The 17,739-nt window shown below is 43.4% G+C and carries 17 protein-coding genes; 5 read left to right on the plus strand and 12 right to left on the minus strand.

Features of this window, described 5'->3' with window-relative positions; genetic code table 11:
• Positions 1–24: 24 nt before the first annotated feature.
• From AHMF7605_RS16380 to AHMF7605_RS16395, 4 genes are all read right to left on the minus strand, one after another.
• Positions 25–1,713, minus strand: coding sequence for a RagB/SusD family nutrient uptake outer membrane protein (locus AHMF7605_RS16380; protein ID WP_106931140.1), 1,689 nt, complete (start codon positions 1,711–1,713; stop codon positions 25–27).
• 32 nt (positions 1,714–1,745) lie between these two features.
• A complete protein-coding gene (locus tag AHMF7605_RS16385) occupies positions 1,746–5,105 on the minus strand; it encodes a SusC/RagA family TonB-linked outer membrane protein (RefSeq protein WP_158267528.1) in 3,360 nt (1,119 codons plus the stop codon).
• A gap of 83 nt (positions 5,106–5,188) precedes the next feature.
• Complete coding sequence (locus AHMF7605_RS16390; protein WP_158267529.1) at positions 5,189–6,154, minus strand: FecR family protein; 966 nt, start codon at positions 6,152–6,154, stop codon at positions 5,189–5,191.
• A gap of 189 nt (positions 6,155–6,343) precedes the next feature.
• A complete protein-coding gene (locus tag AHMF7605_RS16395; RefSeq protein WP_106931143.1) occupies positions 6,344–6,919 on the minus strand; it encodes an RNA polymerase sigma-70 factor in 576 nt (191 codons plus the stop codon).
• Between the two features lie 261 nt (positions 6,920–7,180).
• On the opposite strand from AHMF7605_RS16395, the gene AHMF7605_RS16400 reads away from it, so the two are divergent.
• The 5 genes from AHMF7605_RS16400 (at position 7,181) to AHMF7605_RS16410 (ending at position 10,388) form a co-directional block, all read left to right on the plus strand.
• Positions 7,181–7,597 (plus strand): MarR family winged helix-turn-helix transcriptional regulator, encoded by a 417-nt coding sequence (locus AHMF7605_RS16400; RefSeq protein WP_106931144.1) that lies wholly within the window; start codon positions 7,181–7,183, stop codon positions 7,595–7,597.
• A 219-nt stretch (positions 7,598–7,816) separates the two neighbouring features.
• Positions 7,817–8,893 (plus strand): winged helix DNA-binding domain-containing protein, encoded by a 1,077-nt coding sequence (locus AHMF7605_RS16405; RefSeq protein ID WP_106931145.1) that lies wholly within the window; start codon positions 7,817–7,819, stop codon positions 8,891–8,893.
• A gap of 44 nt (positions 8,894–8,937) precedes the next feature.
• On the plus strand, positions 8,938–9,078 hold the full coding sequence (locus tag AHMF7605_RS29780) for a hypothetical protein (RefSeq protein WP_158267530.1): 141 nt from the start codon (positions 8,938–8,940) through the stop codon (positions 9,076–9,078).
• Between the two features lie 37 nt (positions 9,079–9,115).
• Positions 9,116–9,256, plus strand: a complete 141-nt coding sequence (locus AHMF7605_RS29785) for a hypothetical protein (RefSeq protein ID WP_158267531.1) — start codon at positions 9,116–9,118, stop codon at positions 9,254–9,256.
• Positions 9,257–9,647: 391 nt separating this feature from the next.
• A complete protein-coding gene (locus tag AHMF7605_RS16410; protein WP_233219159.1) occupies positions 9,648–10,388 on the plus strand; it encodes a 3-keto-disaccharide hydrolase in 741 nt (246 codons plus the stop codon).
• 78 nt (positions 10,389–10,466) lie between these two features.
• Here AHMF7605_RS16410 and AHMF7605_RS16415 read toward each other — a convergent pair whose 3' ends face one another.
• From AHMF7605_RS16415 to AHMF7605_RS29790, 8 genes are all read right to left on the minus strand, one after another.
• Positions 10,467–11,090 carry an FMN-binding negative transcriptional regulator gene (locus tag AHMF7605_RS16415; RefSeq protein ID WP_106931146.1) on the minus strand — a complete coding sequence of 208 codons (624 nt, stop codon included), beginning with the start codon at positions 11,088–11,090 and terminating at the stop codon, positions 10,467–10,469.
• Positions 11,091–11,285: 195 nt separating this feature from the next.
• The gene (locus AHMF7605_RS16420; RefSeq protein WP_106931147.1) at positions 11,286–12,866 is read right to left on the minus strand and encodes a M12 family metallopeptidase; all 1,581 of its coding nucleotides are present in this window, start codon (positions 12,864–12,866) and stop codon (positions 11,286–11,288) included.
• 165 nt (positions 12,867–13,031) lie between these two features.
• On the minus strand, positions 13,032–14,273 hold the full coding sequence (locus AHMF7605_RS16425) for a DUF418 domain-containing protein (protein WP_146153607.1): 1,242 nt from the start codon (positions 14,271–14,273) through the stop codon (positions 13,032–13,034).
• 217 nt (positions 14,274–14,490) lie between these two features.
• Positions 14,491–14,829: a nuclear transport factor 2 family protein gene (locus AHMF7605_RS16430; protein WP_199200251.1), complete on the minus strand. Its 339-nt coding sequence runs from the start codon at positions 14,827–14,829 to the stop codon at positions 14,491–14,493.
• Between the two features lie 45 nt (positions 14,830–14,874).
• The gene (locus tag AHMF7605_RS16435) at positions 14,875–16,146 is read right to left on the minus strand and encodes a tail fiber domain-containing protein (RefSeq protein ID WP_106931150.1); all 1,272 of its coding nucleotides are present in this window, start codon (positions 16,144–16,146) and stop codon (positions 14,875–14,877) included.
• 244 nt (positions 16,147–16,390) lie between these two features.
• Complete coding sequence (locus AHMF7605_RS16440; RefSeq protein ID WP_158267532.1) at positions 16,391–16,849, minus strand: DUF3574 domain-containing protein; 459 nt, start codon at positions 16,847–16,849, stop codon at positions 16,391–16,393.
• Positions 16,850–16,857: 8 nt separating this feature from the next.
• Complete coding sequence (locus tag AHMF7605_RS16445; protein ID WP_106931152.1) at positions 16,858–17,418, minus strand: cupin domain-containing protein; 561 nt, start codon at positions 17,416–17,418, stop codon at positions 16,858–16,860.
• Positions 17,419–17,552: 134 nt separating this feature from the next.
• Positions 17,553–17,699 (minus strand): hypothetical protein, encoded by a 147-nt coding sequence (locus AHMF7605_RS29790; protein ID WP_158267533.1) that lies wholly within the window; start codon positions 17,697–17,699, stop codon positions 17,553–17,555.
• Positions 17,700–17,739 lie beyond the last annotated feature (40 nt).

A 17,739-nucleotide genomic window follows, 5' to 3' on the forward strand; every position in this document is an offset into this window, starting at 1 on the left:
TATTAGTTTTTTATCAAAAGAAAATTAAAATCCATTTGACTTAAGAAGTGGATTCGCATTCAAGACCCGGGCCGGTATTGGGAACACGCTCACATCTTTGGCATCTTTCGGTTTAGCCCACCATTCCTCGCCAAACCGGTTCCAACGAACTAAATCAGTGCGCCGGTGCCGCTCGCCAATAAACTCTCGGCCCAATTCGTCTAAAAATTCATCGTCCGTTAAAAGACTTAAGTTATTTACGTAGCTATTAGCTGGCCAGGATTCCGCAGAAAAGTTTCTTTGCCGTACAGCATCTAACAAAACAGCCGCTCCTGCTTTATCGCCTGCCCGGTATTTTGCTTCGGCCAAAGCATAGTAAATCTCCGCTAAACGAATTTCGGGAACTGAATTATTTTGAAACAAACCTTTTGAGTCGGGTAACCACGGAAATTTGAGTAATCTTACGCCCGAGTTTTCTTCGCCGGTAGTAACCATAGAGCCTTTGGTAATTCCGGCCGCCCCTTCAGAAAAGCGACCCACCTGATCTACGTAACGCAATGGCTTGTTATTGTACTCTTCGGTGCCATTAACCATTTTGGTACTGTCAAAGCCAAAGCCTTGGGCTTTATTAAATTCGTATTGCTGGCCAACCAGGAAGAATCCTTCATAATCACCATTGGCGCTAGTAGTCCGGAAAGGCTGTTTCCGTTTATCCTGATCGGAGTACTTTCCGTAAGGTTTTCCTAATTTATAAGGATAAGGGTTGCCCTCCATATCCAACGAAGGAGTTAAGGTAATGCCATTCCAACCACCCCAATCATTATCCAAGGAATACCGGGCTTGGTAATGCATCATGGCGTTGTACATCCAGCCCATTTCGTACAGATTACGCGCGTGCGGGAATTCAAAAATATTTTCCGGAGAGCGATAGCCTTTTATGCCCGAACGGAAAGGTCCCCGATAATCGGAATCAAGGCTGTAAGTACCGTATTTGCCATCAATAATTTCCTGAGCAATTTGAGCCGTTTCCGTGTATTTAGCCGTACCGATCCATTTCTCAGCGTTTAAGTAGAGGCGTACTAACAACGCCGCGGCTCCCCCTTGATCAAACCGGCCCGCTCGGGTATTCTTGGGCAGATTGGGCAATGATTCTTTTACTTCTTTTTCGATATAAGCAAATACTTCCTGCGGAGTGGAGTTTGGATTTAAGGTAGAAGCATCTTCCGAAATAGGCACGTTCCGGAAATAGTCGATCAAAAATAAGTAGAACCAGGCCCGCAACGTTCTCAATTCAGAAATGTGCTGCGTTTTTTCGGCTTCTGTTAAACCTAGTTTAGTGTAATCCAGCTTGTTTATATCGTTAATAATAACGTTACATTGCCCAATTCCTTGGTAAGGACCATTCCAAGCGCCATAAATATGACCATCATCGGAATTCCATGCGTGCCCGTGTAAACGCACCCAGTCACCGCCGTCGTATCCGTGCTTCCCTTTTTGCGGCCATACGAAATGGTCAGCGGTTAATTCAGAAAGCAACCAACGGTCTCCGTCCCATCCAGTCCAATGGCCATGTTCGTAAGGCCGGGTTACCGCGGCAATAATACTATTTCTATCGCTGTAATAATTATTAGCGGTTATAATATCGAAAGGTTCCTCATCCAGATCAGTACAAGCCGGAGTCAGCCAGACAATGGCTACTAATGGTATTAAATATAAAAATTTATATCGGTTCATATTTTTAAGCACTTAAATTCTACACGCACAAATTAAAAAGTTACCTGTACTCCTAAGACAAAATTCCGAGCGATAGGGTACAAGTCGAGACTGCCCAGGCCTGGCTCTAAACCAGTAACACTAATAGCGGCTGGATCCAGACCGGTAAATTTGGTTAGAGTAAATACATTCCGGATAGTGCCATACAACCGGAAATTTTCAATTTGCTTCACGCCTAATTTGGGTGCCCAACCTAAAGTCAAATTATCTAACCGGAAATAGTTACCGCTCTCCAGGAAATAATCGGTAATTACTTTACCAGATTTGATGTGCGCATTACGACCATAAGCATCCTTCAACAGGTTTACCCCTGGTTCGGAAGTAAGCCCATAATACATTTGGTACAAATTAAGAATGTCATAGTCAAAACGGCCCCGGAAAAAGAGGGTCAGGTCGAAGTTGTGATAAGTAAAAGAGTTGTTCCAAGCTACATCGTAGCGCGGCATGCCATGACCAATTTGTGTACGGTCACGGTTCCGGTCACCTTCCTCCGAAGCTTTAATCTTTTCGGTACCTTCCTGGCCATTTTTCCAGATTAAAATGTTACCATCATCATCTACACCGGCGTACTTATAACCATAAAAACTACCTATTTCAGAACCTTCCTGCAAACGGTAGGCCTCCCCGGGGTTACCCGGAGAAGGTAATGATCCTAAATCCTGGTAGTCGGCTCTATAAATGCCACTGGAAAATTCATCCATTCTGGATTTTGCATAAGAAGCAGTAAGACTAGTTGAATAATTAAAAGCTTCGGTATTTACTAATTGGGCATTTAAGGTTAATTCAAAACCACGAGAGCTTTGCGTACCTACGTTCACGTACATCCGGTCGTGGAGATAAGGGGGAACCGGAACCTGGTAATCATTTATTAAATCGCTGCTCTTCCGAATAAAGGCATCAAATGATCCGCTTAGCTTACTAGAAAACAAGGTAAAATCTAACCCGGCATTATAAGCAACGGATCTTTCCCAACGCAAATCGGGGTTGTAATTATTAGCCGGGCCCCATACCTGGATCCATTCTCCCTGGTCGTTTTGATAACGGCCATATCCTGTATAACGAGGCATAGCGGTATAACGATCAAAACCAGAACGGCCAGTTACGCCGTACGATACCCGTAATTTTAAATCGTTAATGACTTTTAGATTTTGAAGACCAGGTAAGTTAGAAATCCGCCAGGCCGCTGAACCAGCCGGGAATAAACCCCATTTATTATTAGGCCCAAACTTGGTATTACCTTCGTACCGTACTGAACCGGTCAAGAAGTAGGTATCGGCAAAGCCATAATTTACCCGGCTCAGAAAACCAATGGTTTTTTCTTTACTTTTCCAGGAATCCATCCCCAACCGACCTGCTTCGTTACTATAAAGCCCCGATTCTAAGTTATTATAAGAAAAAGCATCCGATAAGAAATCCTCATTTTCGGCCCAAAAACCTTGGTTATTAAATTCCTGGTAAGAATATCCAGCTAACGCTTTTAAATCGTGCTTTCCGAAAGTTGCATTGTAATTGCCGGTCCACTCTAAAGTATAATCTCTCCAACGTTCATTCTGAAGTCGGGCCCGACCTAAACGTCCGGAGTTAATGGAACCAGAATTCTGAGAACCATAATACTCTCGACGTAACATATCCTGACTTTGGCGGGCTACCTTGAGATCCGTACTCAAATTTTTCAGAATATTCAGGCGGGTAGTAATATCGATAATGGAATAAGATCGGTCAGCGCCATTTTCGCGGGTGGTTAAATCCTGCACCGGGTTGAACGTATTATACCCCTGTAAATTATTGTACCGTAAAGGGTTGTTAGGGTCCATTAACGGTATCGTCGGATTCAGCTGAACAGCTTGTCTAAAAGCACCATAGTTAGTGTATTCTTCGCCGGCATCGCGGAAAGACAAATTACCGTTAAACTCCAGTAACCCGTCTAATGCCCGCTGCATAAAATTAGCCCGTAGACCGTATTCTTTGCGGTCAGTGGCAATATCAATGCCTTGTTTAGTCCGGTATTGGCCCGAAATCCGAAAAACAGAATTCTCGTTACCCCCGGAAACTGCCAGGGAGTGGTTCTGACCAAAATTATTTTCCCGAATTAGTTCATCGTACCAGTTGGTACGGGCGCCCCGATCCGTATCTCGTTGCTTCTCCAAAAACTCTTCTGCCGAAAGTATATCCGGCTTGACGGCTACAGCATCATGTTCTACATAACTATCATAAGTAACGTTTACTTTACCGCTGCGACCTCTTTTGGTTTGTACCAGAATTACGCCATTAGCTCCCCTTGAACCGTAGATGGCCGCCGAAGCGGCATCGCGCAGTACGGTAATAGATTCAATGTCCTGTTGCGCTACGTTCCGGAGGTCACCACCCGGCATACCATCAATTACTACCAGTGGTCCGTTACCTGCCTTATAGGACGAAGCACCCCTTACCTGAACATCGGTACTCCGGTTCGGGTCAGCCGCCGCTGGGTTAGAAATAGTTACGCCCGGTACTTTTCCATCAATCAATTGCAAAGGACTGTTAACGGCTCCCTGCACAAAATCTTTACTGGTAACGGTAGTTACCGCGCTGGTTAATTCCCGTTTTTGTACGGTACCATAACCTACAATTACTACTTCTTCCAGGGCTTTGGTATCGGGTACTAGGCCAATGTTAAAGGTAGTTTGGTTATTAATGGCTATTTCTTTGGTTTGATAGCCAATAAACGATATTACTAAAGTACCGGTACCATCGGGAGTACTCAGCGTGAAATTACCATTCGGGTCGGTGGTGGCTCCGGTGGTAGTGCCTTTTAACAGCACCGTTGCCCCCGGAATACCTTCGCCTTTTTCATCGGTTACTTTACCGCTAATATCCAGGACAACCGCTACGTTCGTATTAATTGGTTCTGCAATAATATTAACCGACTGCGGCAATAAAGCTAAATAACTGCCGCGTGCTGTTCCGGCGCTATCCAATTGTAGGGCTTCTTTATTGATTTTATCGGCATCGCTTACTTTTACCGGCGATATAACGTAAGTATTGGCGCCAATCTTCTCAAATTTAAGTTGCAGCGGACTTAGAATAGCTTCTAATTCACTCTCTATACTCTGCCTCCGGTTGCTTTTCTCGTTTATTACAACCGTTTTGTTTTGCACAAATTCGTCTTTGTAGAAGAAAGCTACATCGTATTTTCTTTCTAAAATTTTTAACATTCCTTCCAGGCTGCTTCTTTTGTTTAAAGAAGTGGCTGTTTCCGTGCCGGTATTATTGGCCGTGAGTTGCGAGGAGAGTACTTGTTGCCCATTCACATGAAAGCTAATCAACGCTGCAGCTACGCACGCGACGCTTTTGTATGGTATTTTTACTTTCATAAAAACTAGAATTAAAGGTTTACAACGCATAAGTAATTAAGTAATGGCATTAACCGTCCGAAAGCGGCCCCAACAATAAGAGCCTATTCCTTTTGAATAGTTATCTGGTTATTATTCTTTGATATTTTTAAGTCAAATGCTTTGCTCAGGCTCAGTAATAATACTTCTACATCTTGTTTCGGTACCCGGCCCGAAAAAGTATGATGGAGCAAACTTGTGTCCGTTACTGTTACCCGCAAACCGTAGGTATCTTCCAGAATAGCCACTAATTCCCGCAGAGAGGTTTTATCTAAAACCAGCAGTTTGCTGCTCCACGAGGAGTATTTTTCGGGGTTTACTTTGGTTTTGGCTACTTTAGTAGTATGAGGCACGAGCTCTACCATTTCGCCGGGCTGCATAATAATTTCCTGCTCTAAATCCGGCAGATGCAACCGTACTTTACCAGATTTTAAAACCACCCGCGAGTCGTTGCGCCGGCTGGTTACATTAAACTCGGTACCCAGCACTTCTACCTGCATTTTACCGGGCACATTCACTAAAAATTTTTGATGGTTTTGCGTGTGCTTTACCGAGAAAAAAGCTTCGCCTTGCAGAATTATTTCGCGGTTTTGCGTCGTATTCCAAGGAGTATATTCCACTACCGAGTTGCCGTTTAAAGTAATCTTGGAACTATCGGGCAAGGTAAAAGTAGCTATCTCGCCGTAATCGGTAGTTAAAACAACTTTATTCGCCCGGAAAAACAGTTTATAAGAAATAGCCAGCGCCAACAATCCAACAACTGCCGCGGCTACTCTAAGGTACTTAACCGGCCGCATTCTAATAATTTTAGCTTCTTTTTCTGCTTTTAGTATTACTGTTCCTTGAATCTTTTGCCGGATACCTGCTAAAATTTTTTCTTCCAGTCTTCTTTTTTCTTCCGCGGATAAAGCAGGGGTGTAGGGTTGCTCTCCGGAAAAAGCATTATAGTACTGCTCTACTAAAGCCCGTTCTTCGGGAGTAGCAGTTCCCTGTAAATATTTTTGAATAAGCAGGTGAATAGGGGTTTTCATCGCCGGGGTTTTGCGGTACATCTATAGGACACTGCTCCCCTGCCCTTACCGCCATCCCGACAGAAAATATTTTTTATTTTTTAATAAATTTAGAAAAGCACTACCCCATAACTGGTAATAGCTACAAAAGAAAGGAGGACACGAAAAATAGGAAAGAATAAGAATTTAGTTATAACTTATTTTTGTGGCTTAGAATAGCCACAAAAACAGCAGCGTGAAGGTGAAATCTTTTAAATTAAACCGTAATACGCGTAAAGCCTTACCCACCTGCTTTTCCACGGTATTTACCGATACGTTTAATTTAAGCGCAATTTCTTTAAAAGAAAGTTGTTCCCGCCGGCTTAACTCGAAAGCAGCCCGGCATTTTTCGGGCAAATTACTTACCTGGTTTTGATACGCCGATTCTAAATCATTCACGTAAATTTCTTCTTCTAAATTATTAGTAATAGCAGAGGCTTCTTCCCGGACAACCTGCAGGTGGGTTTCCCGAACCTTTTCGTGCCGCAGGTGATTTAAAATCCGGAACTTTAACGCGCCAAACAAATAGGCGGCTACTGATTCTTTAATTTGAATCTGATCTTTTTTTTCCCAAAGCTCCACGAACAAATCCTGAATGATTTCTTCGGCTTTTTCCGGAGAATGCACACGTTTATAGGCCACATCGAATAATTCCGGCCAATACTGCCGGTAAATACTATCGAATGTTGTTAAATCCTTTATTTTAAAGGGTGTGTCTGTTTGTTTGGTAGTAGTTGGAGCAGCCAATTATGTAATATATTTATACCTAATTGTTTATATAATTCCGTCGAAAAATATAACCAATTTACCGGCTTAACTTTACATATCCAATCTTTGCCAAATTAGGTGCAAAATAGTACTGCAAAAATTTCAGTGTGCGCGGCAACACACTAAAAAAGTAATAAAAAGATGCCGAATAGTATTAAAATTTACTCCTTAACTAAATATTTTTTTGCAAGAAAATTATTTTAAAAAATAGCTCTTACCCCTCAACCAGCAACAGTAAACATGCAAGCAAAAAACCTTCCCATTGGCTATTGGATAAAACAAGCGGATACTTTACTTACCCAGGGCATTGATGCGCTACAAAGCTCTTTGGGACTAACCAGATTAAAATGGCAGATGCTGCATACCATTCGGGAAAAAGAGCCAATACATACCAACGAATTAACCGCCCTGTTAAAGCCCTTCGCCGAAAAAAGTGTCTTAGAAACTACTTTAGAAGCGCTGAAGCAAGACTCATTGATTTTGGAAAAAGAGGAACCACTATCTCTTACAGCTAAAGGAATAACCTTACACGCAGTTTGCTTTGAGCAGCAAAAAACTTTCCGGCAAAAGGCTATGGCGGGTATTACCGAGCAACAATACGAACAAACCGTGGCTACTTTGCAAAAAATAGCAGAAAACCTTTCGCCCCAAATATAGCTTTGGGCTGCCCGTATAAATAGTTAAAAGGCAACCCGAAGATAAAAATTGCCTAACGAACAAGTATTTACCCCTTAATTAAGAAGAAATAGCCCATTCATTTACCCAAGCCGCTTTCTTTAATTTACTTTTATATTTAGTATCTGGTTATTTAATAGAATCGTCCGGTTCTGATTTTGAGTCTGTCTTATATTTACACCACCATTACCCCATCAAGAAATGACTTCAGCTGATATTGCCCTGAATCGCCTTTTTAATCAGCAAATTGAACGAACGAAGTTTACGGCTCCGGGCGAGCTGGTGCATTGGCTAGGAGCCATCCAAGCGCAAGACTATGCAATGGCCAAATGGGCGATTGGTTTACGCGTGCCGGATGGCACCGACCAAGTTGTAGAAGATGCCATTAACCAAGGCCATATTATCCGGACCCATATCTTACGCCCTACCTGGCATTTTGTGGCTGCTCCCGATATCCGGTGGATGTTACAGTTAACCGCGCCGCACCTAAAAAGAATAGCCGCTTCCATAAACCGGAAATTAGAATTAGACGATCTACTATTTCCGAAAATTTACCAGATTCTGACAAAATCTTTAGCGGGCGGCCAGCAGCTTACCCGGCAAGAACTAATGGCGGCACTTAACCAGGCGGGTATTCCAACCAATGCTTTACGAGCTAGTTATATTATGTTTCAGGCAGAAATAGAGGGAATTGTGTGTAACGGGGCCAGACGAAATAAACAATTTACCTACGCCTTACTAGACGAAATAATACCTCCCGCCACCCAAACTTTTTCCCGGAACGAGGCTTTGGCCGAACTGGCTAAGCGTTATTTTACCAGCCACGGCCCCGCCACCATTCAGGATTTTGCCTGGTGGAGTGGCTTGTCTTTAACCGATGCCCGCCTGGGTCTGGCTCATACTAAAGCTAATCTAATCTTTGAAATTGTAGTTGGCCAAACGTATTGGTTCGCGGAAAAAGCTGCTATTGAAATACCTAAGCAGGAAAACTTGCATTTACTGCCGGCTTTCGACGAGTTTATGGTGAGCTACAAAGACCGAACGGCTTCCCTTTTACCCGCTTATTCAAAAGCAACTATTACCGGTAATGGCATATTTAAACCTATACTGGTGGTAAACGGAAAAGTAGCTGGGCTTTGGCAACCTGTTCCGCAAAAAAATAAAATAAAAGTGCTGCTTTCCCTTTTTGATTCGTCCGCTAATTTGAATGAAGAATTATTGGCAACTGCGGTTAAGAAATATGGGATTTTCCGGAATGCCCCCCTTAAGATCAGTTAATTTGAGCTGTTTATAACATTTATTTTCAGGATTTTGTATTCTCCATGGCGAAAAATAAATTACAGGATGTTGCTTTCCAGAGCGTAGATGATTTTCTGGCGTATCTGCCCGAAGATGAATTACCGGTAGTAGAATTTTTACGGAAATTTTTTTTTATTGCCTGCCTAACTGCACCGAAAAATTAGCTTACAATGTGCCGTATTACCGGGTAAACAAGAATATTTGTTTTATTTAGCCGGCATCTATAAAGTGGGGCAAGCAGGTAACTTACCAGGAGTAAGATTTGGTTTTACCAACGGCAACTTACTTCACGACGAAATAAACTACCTGAACCAAGGGAGCTGGAAACAAGTTTGCTGGTAAGATTTCACGAATGTCACCAATATAGAGGCTGACCTTCTGAAAGCTTATATTTTTGAAGCGGCTCTGGTAGATGAGCAATTTAAAAAAGTAAAAAAGAAAGGGTATTAAGTATTTAAATTACAGGTCATAAAATAACATGGCAGAAAAAGCCTCACCATATTAAGAAGACCCGAAGAAATTAAATAAATACTCCCGAGAAACAGTAAATTACCGGACCGATTGTATGTGCTGCTTACAAGCCAGGAGCAAAGCTCATTATATTTTCCTTGATTTATAGTAGGAAAGTACCAGAATAAGTTGCTGATTTTGTAATTGAAAAGAAATCAGTTAAAATATGTAAGCAACCCTTAAGAACGGGTAATACCAAAAGAATATTTTAAAATAAAAAAACATGGGTAGCAATATGAACAAAATGAGCATCCTACTTTTACTGGTTCTTGGATTTTTCTCTTTCACTAAGTCTAATAACGCGGGAGGTCCTTCGGCCAGTGATTCTTTACAAATAAAATCCAAAAGTTTATTCAACGGCAAAGATTTAACGGGCTGGCATGTAGATGTCCCTCAAATGGATAATAATGCAAAAGCTAGAAATCCCTTTATTGTTCGCAAGGGGCTATTAGTTAGTTTGGGAACTCCCGAAGGCCACTTGATTACCGATGCTAAATACCAGAACTATCGCCTTGAACTAGAATACCGGTTCGCGGCAAAACCGGGTAACTGCGGCGCTCTGGTGCATGTTTCTACCCCAAGGGCGCTTTACGAAATGTTCCCTAAATCCATCGAAGTGCAAATGATGCATCAGAATGCCGGCGATTTTTGGTGTATCGAAGAAGATATAACCGTACCTAACATGGAAAAGCGCCGGGGTCCAAAGGAAAAATGGGGTGTAAACGGCGATAAACTGCGCCGGATTCCCAACCTAACCGATGGCTCCGAAAAACCACTAGGCCAGTGGAACTCGCTTACTATTGAATGCCTGGACAATGCCGTAAAAGTTTGGGTAAATAACGATTTGGTGAACTATGGCTTTAACGCTACCGCCCGGCAGGGCCAGATTGCGTTACAGGCGGAAGGTTCCGAAGTAGAATTCAGAAAAGTGTTGTTAACGCCCATCACGAAACTGAGCAAATAATCTGAAAGCCAACTAACTGCAGCTAATAGGATAGGTGTGACTGACGGAGTTGTATTTTCTTTTATCGAATTTTACTGGTTACTTTAAAGTAGTTTGATTCTCTTCTTTCATGTAAAAACTAATTTGCTTTTCTGTGTCGTATTTACTGTTTTCCAGGGCGGCTATTATTCTCTGCTTCTCCGCTTCGGTTTTGTTCTGACTTAACTTCTTCTTGGCTTGCAAATCCGTTACTTCTATTTCAAAGGCCACAATACCATGCAGCATTTTTAATTTAAAATCAATCGGCAAACGATGCCATTGTTCTAGATAATCGGCTTCGTAGGTAGTAATCATAGCCTCTAACTTTTTAAAAACTTCTTCCTTTTCCGAAATAATTTTACCCGTACCGTAGGCGTGAACAGCTAAGTAATTCCAGGTGGGTACGTTTAAATCTTTATCGTAATGCTGAGGTGAAATATAGGCGTGCGGCTCCGTAAAAATAACTAATACCTTATTGTCCGTTACTTCTTGCCATTGCGTATTCGCCTTCGCGAAATGAGACGTCAGAATAATTGTATCATCTCTTTTGCTAATACTAAAGGGCAAATGCGTAGCCGTTGGCAGATTATCTTTTACCGTTATTATGGTAGCAAAACTATACTGCTGCATGAAGCTTAAAATCTCGGATTCCTCCGTCATGGCGTTTAGCTTGGGTATGTACATGGTCGTTTATTTAATTATTAGGAAAATCAAGCTTGCATTTAGTATTATTATAGACGGTACTTACTTAAATATTATAAAGATGAAACGGTAAAGCTTCCCAAACCCGGCAGATTTTAAAACCTGCCGGGTTTCAGGCAAAAATAAGCTTAAAAAGCAAATACTTTATAGAATACTCACGGTTGCTGTTCCGGTGGCCTACTGTAAATCAATAAGTTTAGGATTGCGGGTTGCCCCCATAGCCTCGGTGAAACCATAGAGCTTAGATAGAATCTGCTTATTACTAAACTCATCCATTTTAATCAGATTAGCGCCGGAAACAATATATAAATAGCCTGCCACGCCGGTCATGGCTTTTACATCGGTAAAGTTCTCCCCGCCCAGGATGGCTCCGGTAACCGTGTTTACTTGGAATAAAGCGTTTTTGCGCATCACATACATTTTGTCTGAGTTGCCATGCACCGCGGCAATACCTTTTACATCATACCAGGTTACCCCGGCATATTTCTTTTCTACCTGCCCGGTTGTAGTATTTACTTTATACAAAATATCCTTCCAAACCACGTATAGGGCATTTTTGTGATAATAAATGGCTGTGGTGCCCGACCAGTCCGCAATAGAGCCCCATCCGCCCACTGGGGCGTGGTTGCCGAATTTATCAATTTTCCAAAGCTTAGTGCCTTGCTGGGCGTATAAGTTACCCTGCGGGTCTTTACCCGTTACGCCCACCGGATTCTCCCAATAACCGTTACCTACCTTTTCGTAGGCACCGTTAAAGCGGTCTACTTTCCATAAGTTACGGCCCTGCATGCCCCAAATGTAGCGGTCGTCTTCGGCCAAGGTTTTCGCGGCGCCACTCCAACCCGCGCCCAGGTTTACCGATGAGCCATCTTTGGGATTTACGGAGTATAGTACTCCCTTCCGGATAATGTACAAATTAGAGTACATTGAGATTACCGTGCGAACGTCAGTAGGCGATAAGGAGGCGCCGGCCACATAGGTCAGACCATCCTTTCGCGTAATGGAGGGTTGGCCATTCTGGGAGAAGGCGTGAGAAGGATACATCATCACCGAATTGTAGTCAAAAGGACCATAGTCAAAGCCCTGGCCTAAAGGCCAGCGGTTAAATTGTTCCCGCTTGTCCGGCTGGATGTTATCCCAGTGAATACTGATGTAAGTATCCCGGTCGCGGCGGTTGTGTTCGTGGAATAAGCCAACCGCATGCCCAATTTCATGGGTGATAACCGCTTGACTGCCAATATCCTCTAAATTGATTACCTGCATTCCCCCTTTTCGGCCGATGAAGGAGTTATTTCCATCATTCGATTTCGTAAATTGGATATAATCTTTCTCATTAGTCCGGGGAACAAACTCTAGCGGCGTGTTATCTTCCCAATGATGGATAGCTTTATTAATCACTTCGTTATTGAGATTCGGCCCGATTACATAAGGCACTTTCCAGTTTTGCCAACGGTAATCTTTGTTGGCCAGGCCGGCTCCGCCTACCCGGCCATTCGGAATTTCCGGACTTTTTACGGGAGCTAAGTCTTCGGCGGATAGCAAAATGTCGCCTTCCCAGATAGCCTTGCCTTTAATTTCCCGGTAGGTAATGGGCATCCCTTTAAACGTACCTTGTTTTACAATACCGATACTGTCTGACTTAGAAGTATCAACCGGCGGAGCCGGTTTGGTTGGTTCCAGCTCTTTTTCGCAGGAACTAAGTAATGAACTAGCCAATATGAGGCCGGTTGCCCATAAGGGCAAGTAATGGATTTTCATAGAAATTTAAAGGTTTGAAAAAATAAAAATGAATAAAAAGTAGAATCTTTTGATTTAAGGTTTTGATTGAGCCAGATAAAAAATGTTTTAGAAGCTGCTAACGATCCGGTTGTTTAGTAAAAATAATTTGGCTTGATGCCTGACTGAAATTAGACGGCGAATCTATCAGCTCACAGCAATGGACTGATTACTAAACCGGCTCTTGCGCAATGGCTGCCATGCTTTGTAGGTTAGCGAGCGCCAGAGCCATTCGGCCGGCCCGAAGAAAAAGTAACGCACCCAGATATGGCTAAAAATTACCTGGGAACTGTAAATAGCAAAAGCAATGAGTAGCAATTTTGTGGGGCCCACCTGCGCTTCCATGGCGAAGCCGTAACTCTTAAAAATGAATACACAAATCAGCGATTGCAGGAGGTAGTTGCTAAGAGCTATCTGACCCACTGGGGCAAAAAAAGCGAAGCGCTTTTTCCAAGCCGGCTTTTCGTATAATAAGGCAAAAATAGCCGCATAGCCCAGGCACAAAGCCGGTACCCCGTAGGCATAGGCCAAAGGTTGAATAATTCCTGCTGGTTGAAGTTCCTTGTAATCGCTCATGTTTACCATGGTGGCCAGCACCAGGTTGCAGGGAATCCCGATGATGACTCCCCCAAGTATTACCTTCTTTAAAAGTGGCCGATAAGCTGACACCTGGGCGTATATTTTATTTCGGGCGATATAAAAACCCATCAGGAACATGGCTAAAACTTTAAAAAAGCGTCCGGTAAACAAAAGGTCGGGGTACCGCCCGAAAATCAATCCTCCTAAATTCGCTTTTATTATATCGAGGTAACTTCCGGTCCGGAACATCTGGATCATCTGATCCAGCATTCGGGGACCAGCCGGTTTAGGAAGAGGGGGATTAACGAAGTGGACTCCCAACATTATGGCGTATTGAATTAAAGGGAGCAGCAGTAGGATTAAGGCCGCGCGCAGTAAATTTTTGTCCGAGAAATTCCGGAAAAGCAACAGAACGAAGCCCAGCAACGCATACACCGTAAGAATATCGCCCGGGTACAAAAAAATAGCGTGACATAAGCCCAGGATTAACAAAATTAGTAAGCGCCGCCGGAAAAGTGATGGAAAGTTCATTCCGCTGGTGAAGGATCGCTGCAGTTGCAATCCAAAGCCAATCCCAAAGAGCAACGAAAAGAGTGAATAAAATTTACCGTCGATAATTAGCAAGAGGAGGCTGCTAATGAAATGGTCCGTCGGGTAAGAGCTGAATGCTTTTTTCGCCTCTTCCGTTAAGAAGAAGTAGCCGGAGAGCGTCGCCATATTGGCTACGAGCACCCCGAGTAAGGCAAAGCCCCGTAAAACGTCCAGCAAGCGGTAACGTTCGCCGGGCAAGATTGGTTGAATAGTTGTCAAAATGTTAAATTTTTGGTGGTTATGTAGGTCTTATCTTGGGATTCAACTCCGTTAGCATCGTGGTATACCCCGCATTACTTGCATTATCACTTACTGCGTAGCGGGTGGGTAATACTTTAGGATATTCGCTGAATATTTAATCGTAAATGGCTAGTGAGTTAAGCTAATTACTGATGCAAGGTCTGACAGAATAGGATATAGTTTTATTTTTAAAATTTTACACTTGGAAACAACTTCCTCCTATAACCTTTAACCCATCCGTGAACATTTTCCAAACGCGGATGTAGCGAAATTGACCTTGGATAGGATTGCCTAACATCTTTCCTTTGGTGTCATACACAACTACTACAATGGCATTGTCGCCAATTATTTTTACGTCCTCAAACGTTGCCAGTAGGTGTTCCACTTCCATTTCACCCGCCTTATGAGAGGCCAAATCCATTTCTTTGGTTACCACTTGTCCGTTTGGGGTTATAAATAGTAAATCGTCATGCAGCATTTGGTCTAGCAATTCTACGTCACTGGATTTTATTCCTTGTAGTAGTTTGTTTTCCATTGCAATGATTTCTTCAATTTTCATTTCCGGGTCTTTTTAAAGGTCCTATTTTAGTACTACCAACTTCTTGCTTTCTATCTGGACTCCATCTACCAACAGCGCATACACGTAGGTTCCGGCAGCCAGGGTTCCCGTTGGTAAAGTAATTTCTCCTTCGCCGGTTTTCAGATGATAGCTACTTACTTGCTGCCCGTTGCTATTGAAAAGCGTAATAGCGGCAAAGGTGGCAGATGAGGGTACCCAATATTTTATGACCGTGGTACGGTCAGTGGGATTGGGGGCGTTTTGCCACAAGCGAGCAGTGCTGCCATTAACTTCTGTCAGGTGGCCGGGAAGTTTGGCCACCACCGCTATAATCTGGCCCATTTGCTGCTTTAGTTCCTGGTTTTCTGCCTGCATAGCCTGAATAATTTTCTGCTGTTCTTTCACCGAATTAACTAGTATATAGGTGAGGGCCGATGCATCGTAGTTGAGGTATTTTTCTTCTTGGCCGGTAGTGTTCTCGTAGAGGAATTCGTCTACCATGTAGGGAGCTACTTTTTTTATTTCCTGGGCAATTACCCCGACGTATTCTTTCTCGGTGGGCATTTGGGCCTTACCGTTGTAGTAGTACTTAACCGGATTTACCTTCAAGAGCACATTTAAACCATCAGTAAACGCCTGCACATCTTTCTTCAACCTTCCGTCGGAAGCTACGGTCCAACTGCTGCTGCCGGGCTTGGCCGCCGAATTTTTAGACAAGTGCAGTTGAAAAGTGGGCGCATCTACGCCGATGCCGACGTTCACATCCGACGTAGCGCCATTCTTACCAGCGATGCTGCCTAAGACTAATGCGTTGGAGCGGGATACTATGGCTCGGTGGCCAATGGCCGTGGCATTGGTGAGGTTAGTCTGAGAAGAAAGAATACCGGCTCGAAAACCAAAGTAAGAGTTACCATTACCGGTAAAGTTGTTTTCTCCGGCAGTACTGCCTATGAAAGTATTCTCTATGCCACTTGTGCTACGTCGTCCTGCCGAGCTACCTACGAAAGTGTTAGAACTACCGGTAAAATTGCTCAGTCCAGCGGAACGACCAAAGAAAGCATTGCTGCTACCGGTACTATTGTTAAATCCGGAAGAATGACCAAAGAAAGCATTGTCGCTGCCGCTTCGATTGCTGAATCCGGTAAAAGTACCCACGAACGTATTTCTATTACCAGTAATATTGTTTGCACCCGCCTGCTGTCCGATGAAGAAATTTTCAACTTGGGCATCAGCCGGTTGCGTAAAAAGTAAAGTGGCAGCCAGTAGGCTACCTAAGAGTCGGAATGTATTCATTTGAGAAATAAAATTTTAGTGAAAAATGAATCTTTTAATGGAGAATCTAAGTTGAGCGCCCGCTTCGGATTCATTCAGAAAGCCAATGAGCGAAGTCTGTAAAGGATATGGATAGAAAAGTGCTATTAAATATCTTCATTACCACTTTCACCAGCATAAGTGTTATGGCTTTTTTGCCGACATTTGCCTTCTTGTTAACCCTATAAACCGGCTGCTTGATTAAGCAGGTAAGCAGGAGAAAATTTTAAAATTCTACCTCGGCCGGATGCGTTACCCGCAATACCGATTCCTGTTGAAAGCGTTTTTTGTACTCCGCAATAATGGTATCTAGTTTCTCATCATCGGCTTTACTTTCCGGATGGACAATTTCCAAAATAAAGGTAGATTCCCGGATAATAGCCCCATCTTCTTCCTGCCATTGACCTTCGGCATCTAATAAGGTGAGGCCGTCCGGAAAGCGGGGAGTGATAACTTGATCCACAAATAAACTCCAGTCCTTTTCGGATACTTCTTTTCCGTTGGGCATCGAGCGGCCAAAATATAACCGGTCGAGTACCCACTGCTCCGTTTTTTCCGGCTGGGGTTTTACCTCTTCTTTCTCACAGCTCATTAATCCCCCCGATAAAAGTAAACCGAGTAACGTGTAGAGCCAGACGAGCCGGAGACGGAGTACGGCAAGAGAGAACATAGTTCTGGTTTTCATATTTGCTATCATGAATAAAGCTGATAATACTTTTCTAAATCCTTGTGCTTGCCCAACTTACGGGCAATTTTGGCCATTAGTCCGAACAGACCGTTCAGCAGGCGGACACCGCCGGCAATTTTGGTTTCCGATAATTCTACCAGTAGGGCCAAATGCCAGATATTTTTGGGCATTCCATTAGGCTGCATTAGCCCATCGGTGGCCAAGCCATAGCCGGCCTGCAAGGCTTTTTCAAACCCTTCGTTTCCCGGTTCCAGAATTACATCACATACCAGCCTTTCTTGGGCGGTATTGGACCAGGCATGCAATGTATTAACCGGCACAGTAGCTTTTTCTCCGGCCTGCAATACCAACTTGCGGCTACCTAATTGCAAACCCAGGGTTCCGGAACGCACGATAAAGGTTTCGGAAAAAGTTTTGTGGTAATGCGGATTTACTTTGCCTCCCGGCGCCACTTCCAACAAGCCGTGGGTACGTTTGCCGCCGCTTTCCCGGGAAGTTTCTAAAAAAGTGACGTAATCTTTCTGGACGGGATTATAAAACCGTCTTTGCAGGGTATTTGGATTCATAATTAAATTGTTTAAATTATTTAGAATGATTTAGAGTTTGAAATAGAAAAAATTGAGGACGGTCCTGAAATTCTGATGCGACTACTATCGCACAAATTTTTGTTAACCATTTAAGTTGAAAATTCCAGCCGGAACTAAACCGCTAGTTTGTCGGGTGGCAGAAACTCCATGTATTTTTCCAGAACCTGCCGCATGGCTTGCCATTGCTGTGAGGCAGGAAGTTCCTCCTCAGCCACCAATAAGGAAGGCTCCTCCCAAGGCTGACTTAATTCCTGCAGCAAACCTTCTGAACACTAGCAGAATACGCCCGGGGGTATCACC

It is taken from the genome of Adhaeribacter arboris, assembly GCF_003023845.1.
GTDB lineage: Bacteria > Bacteroidota > Bacteroidia > Cytophagales > Hymenobacteraceae > Adhaeribacter > Adhaeribacter arboris.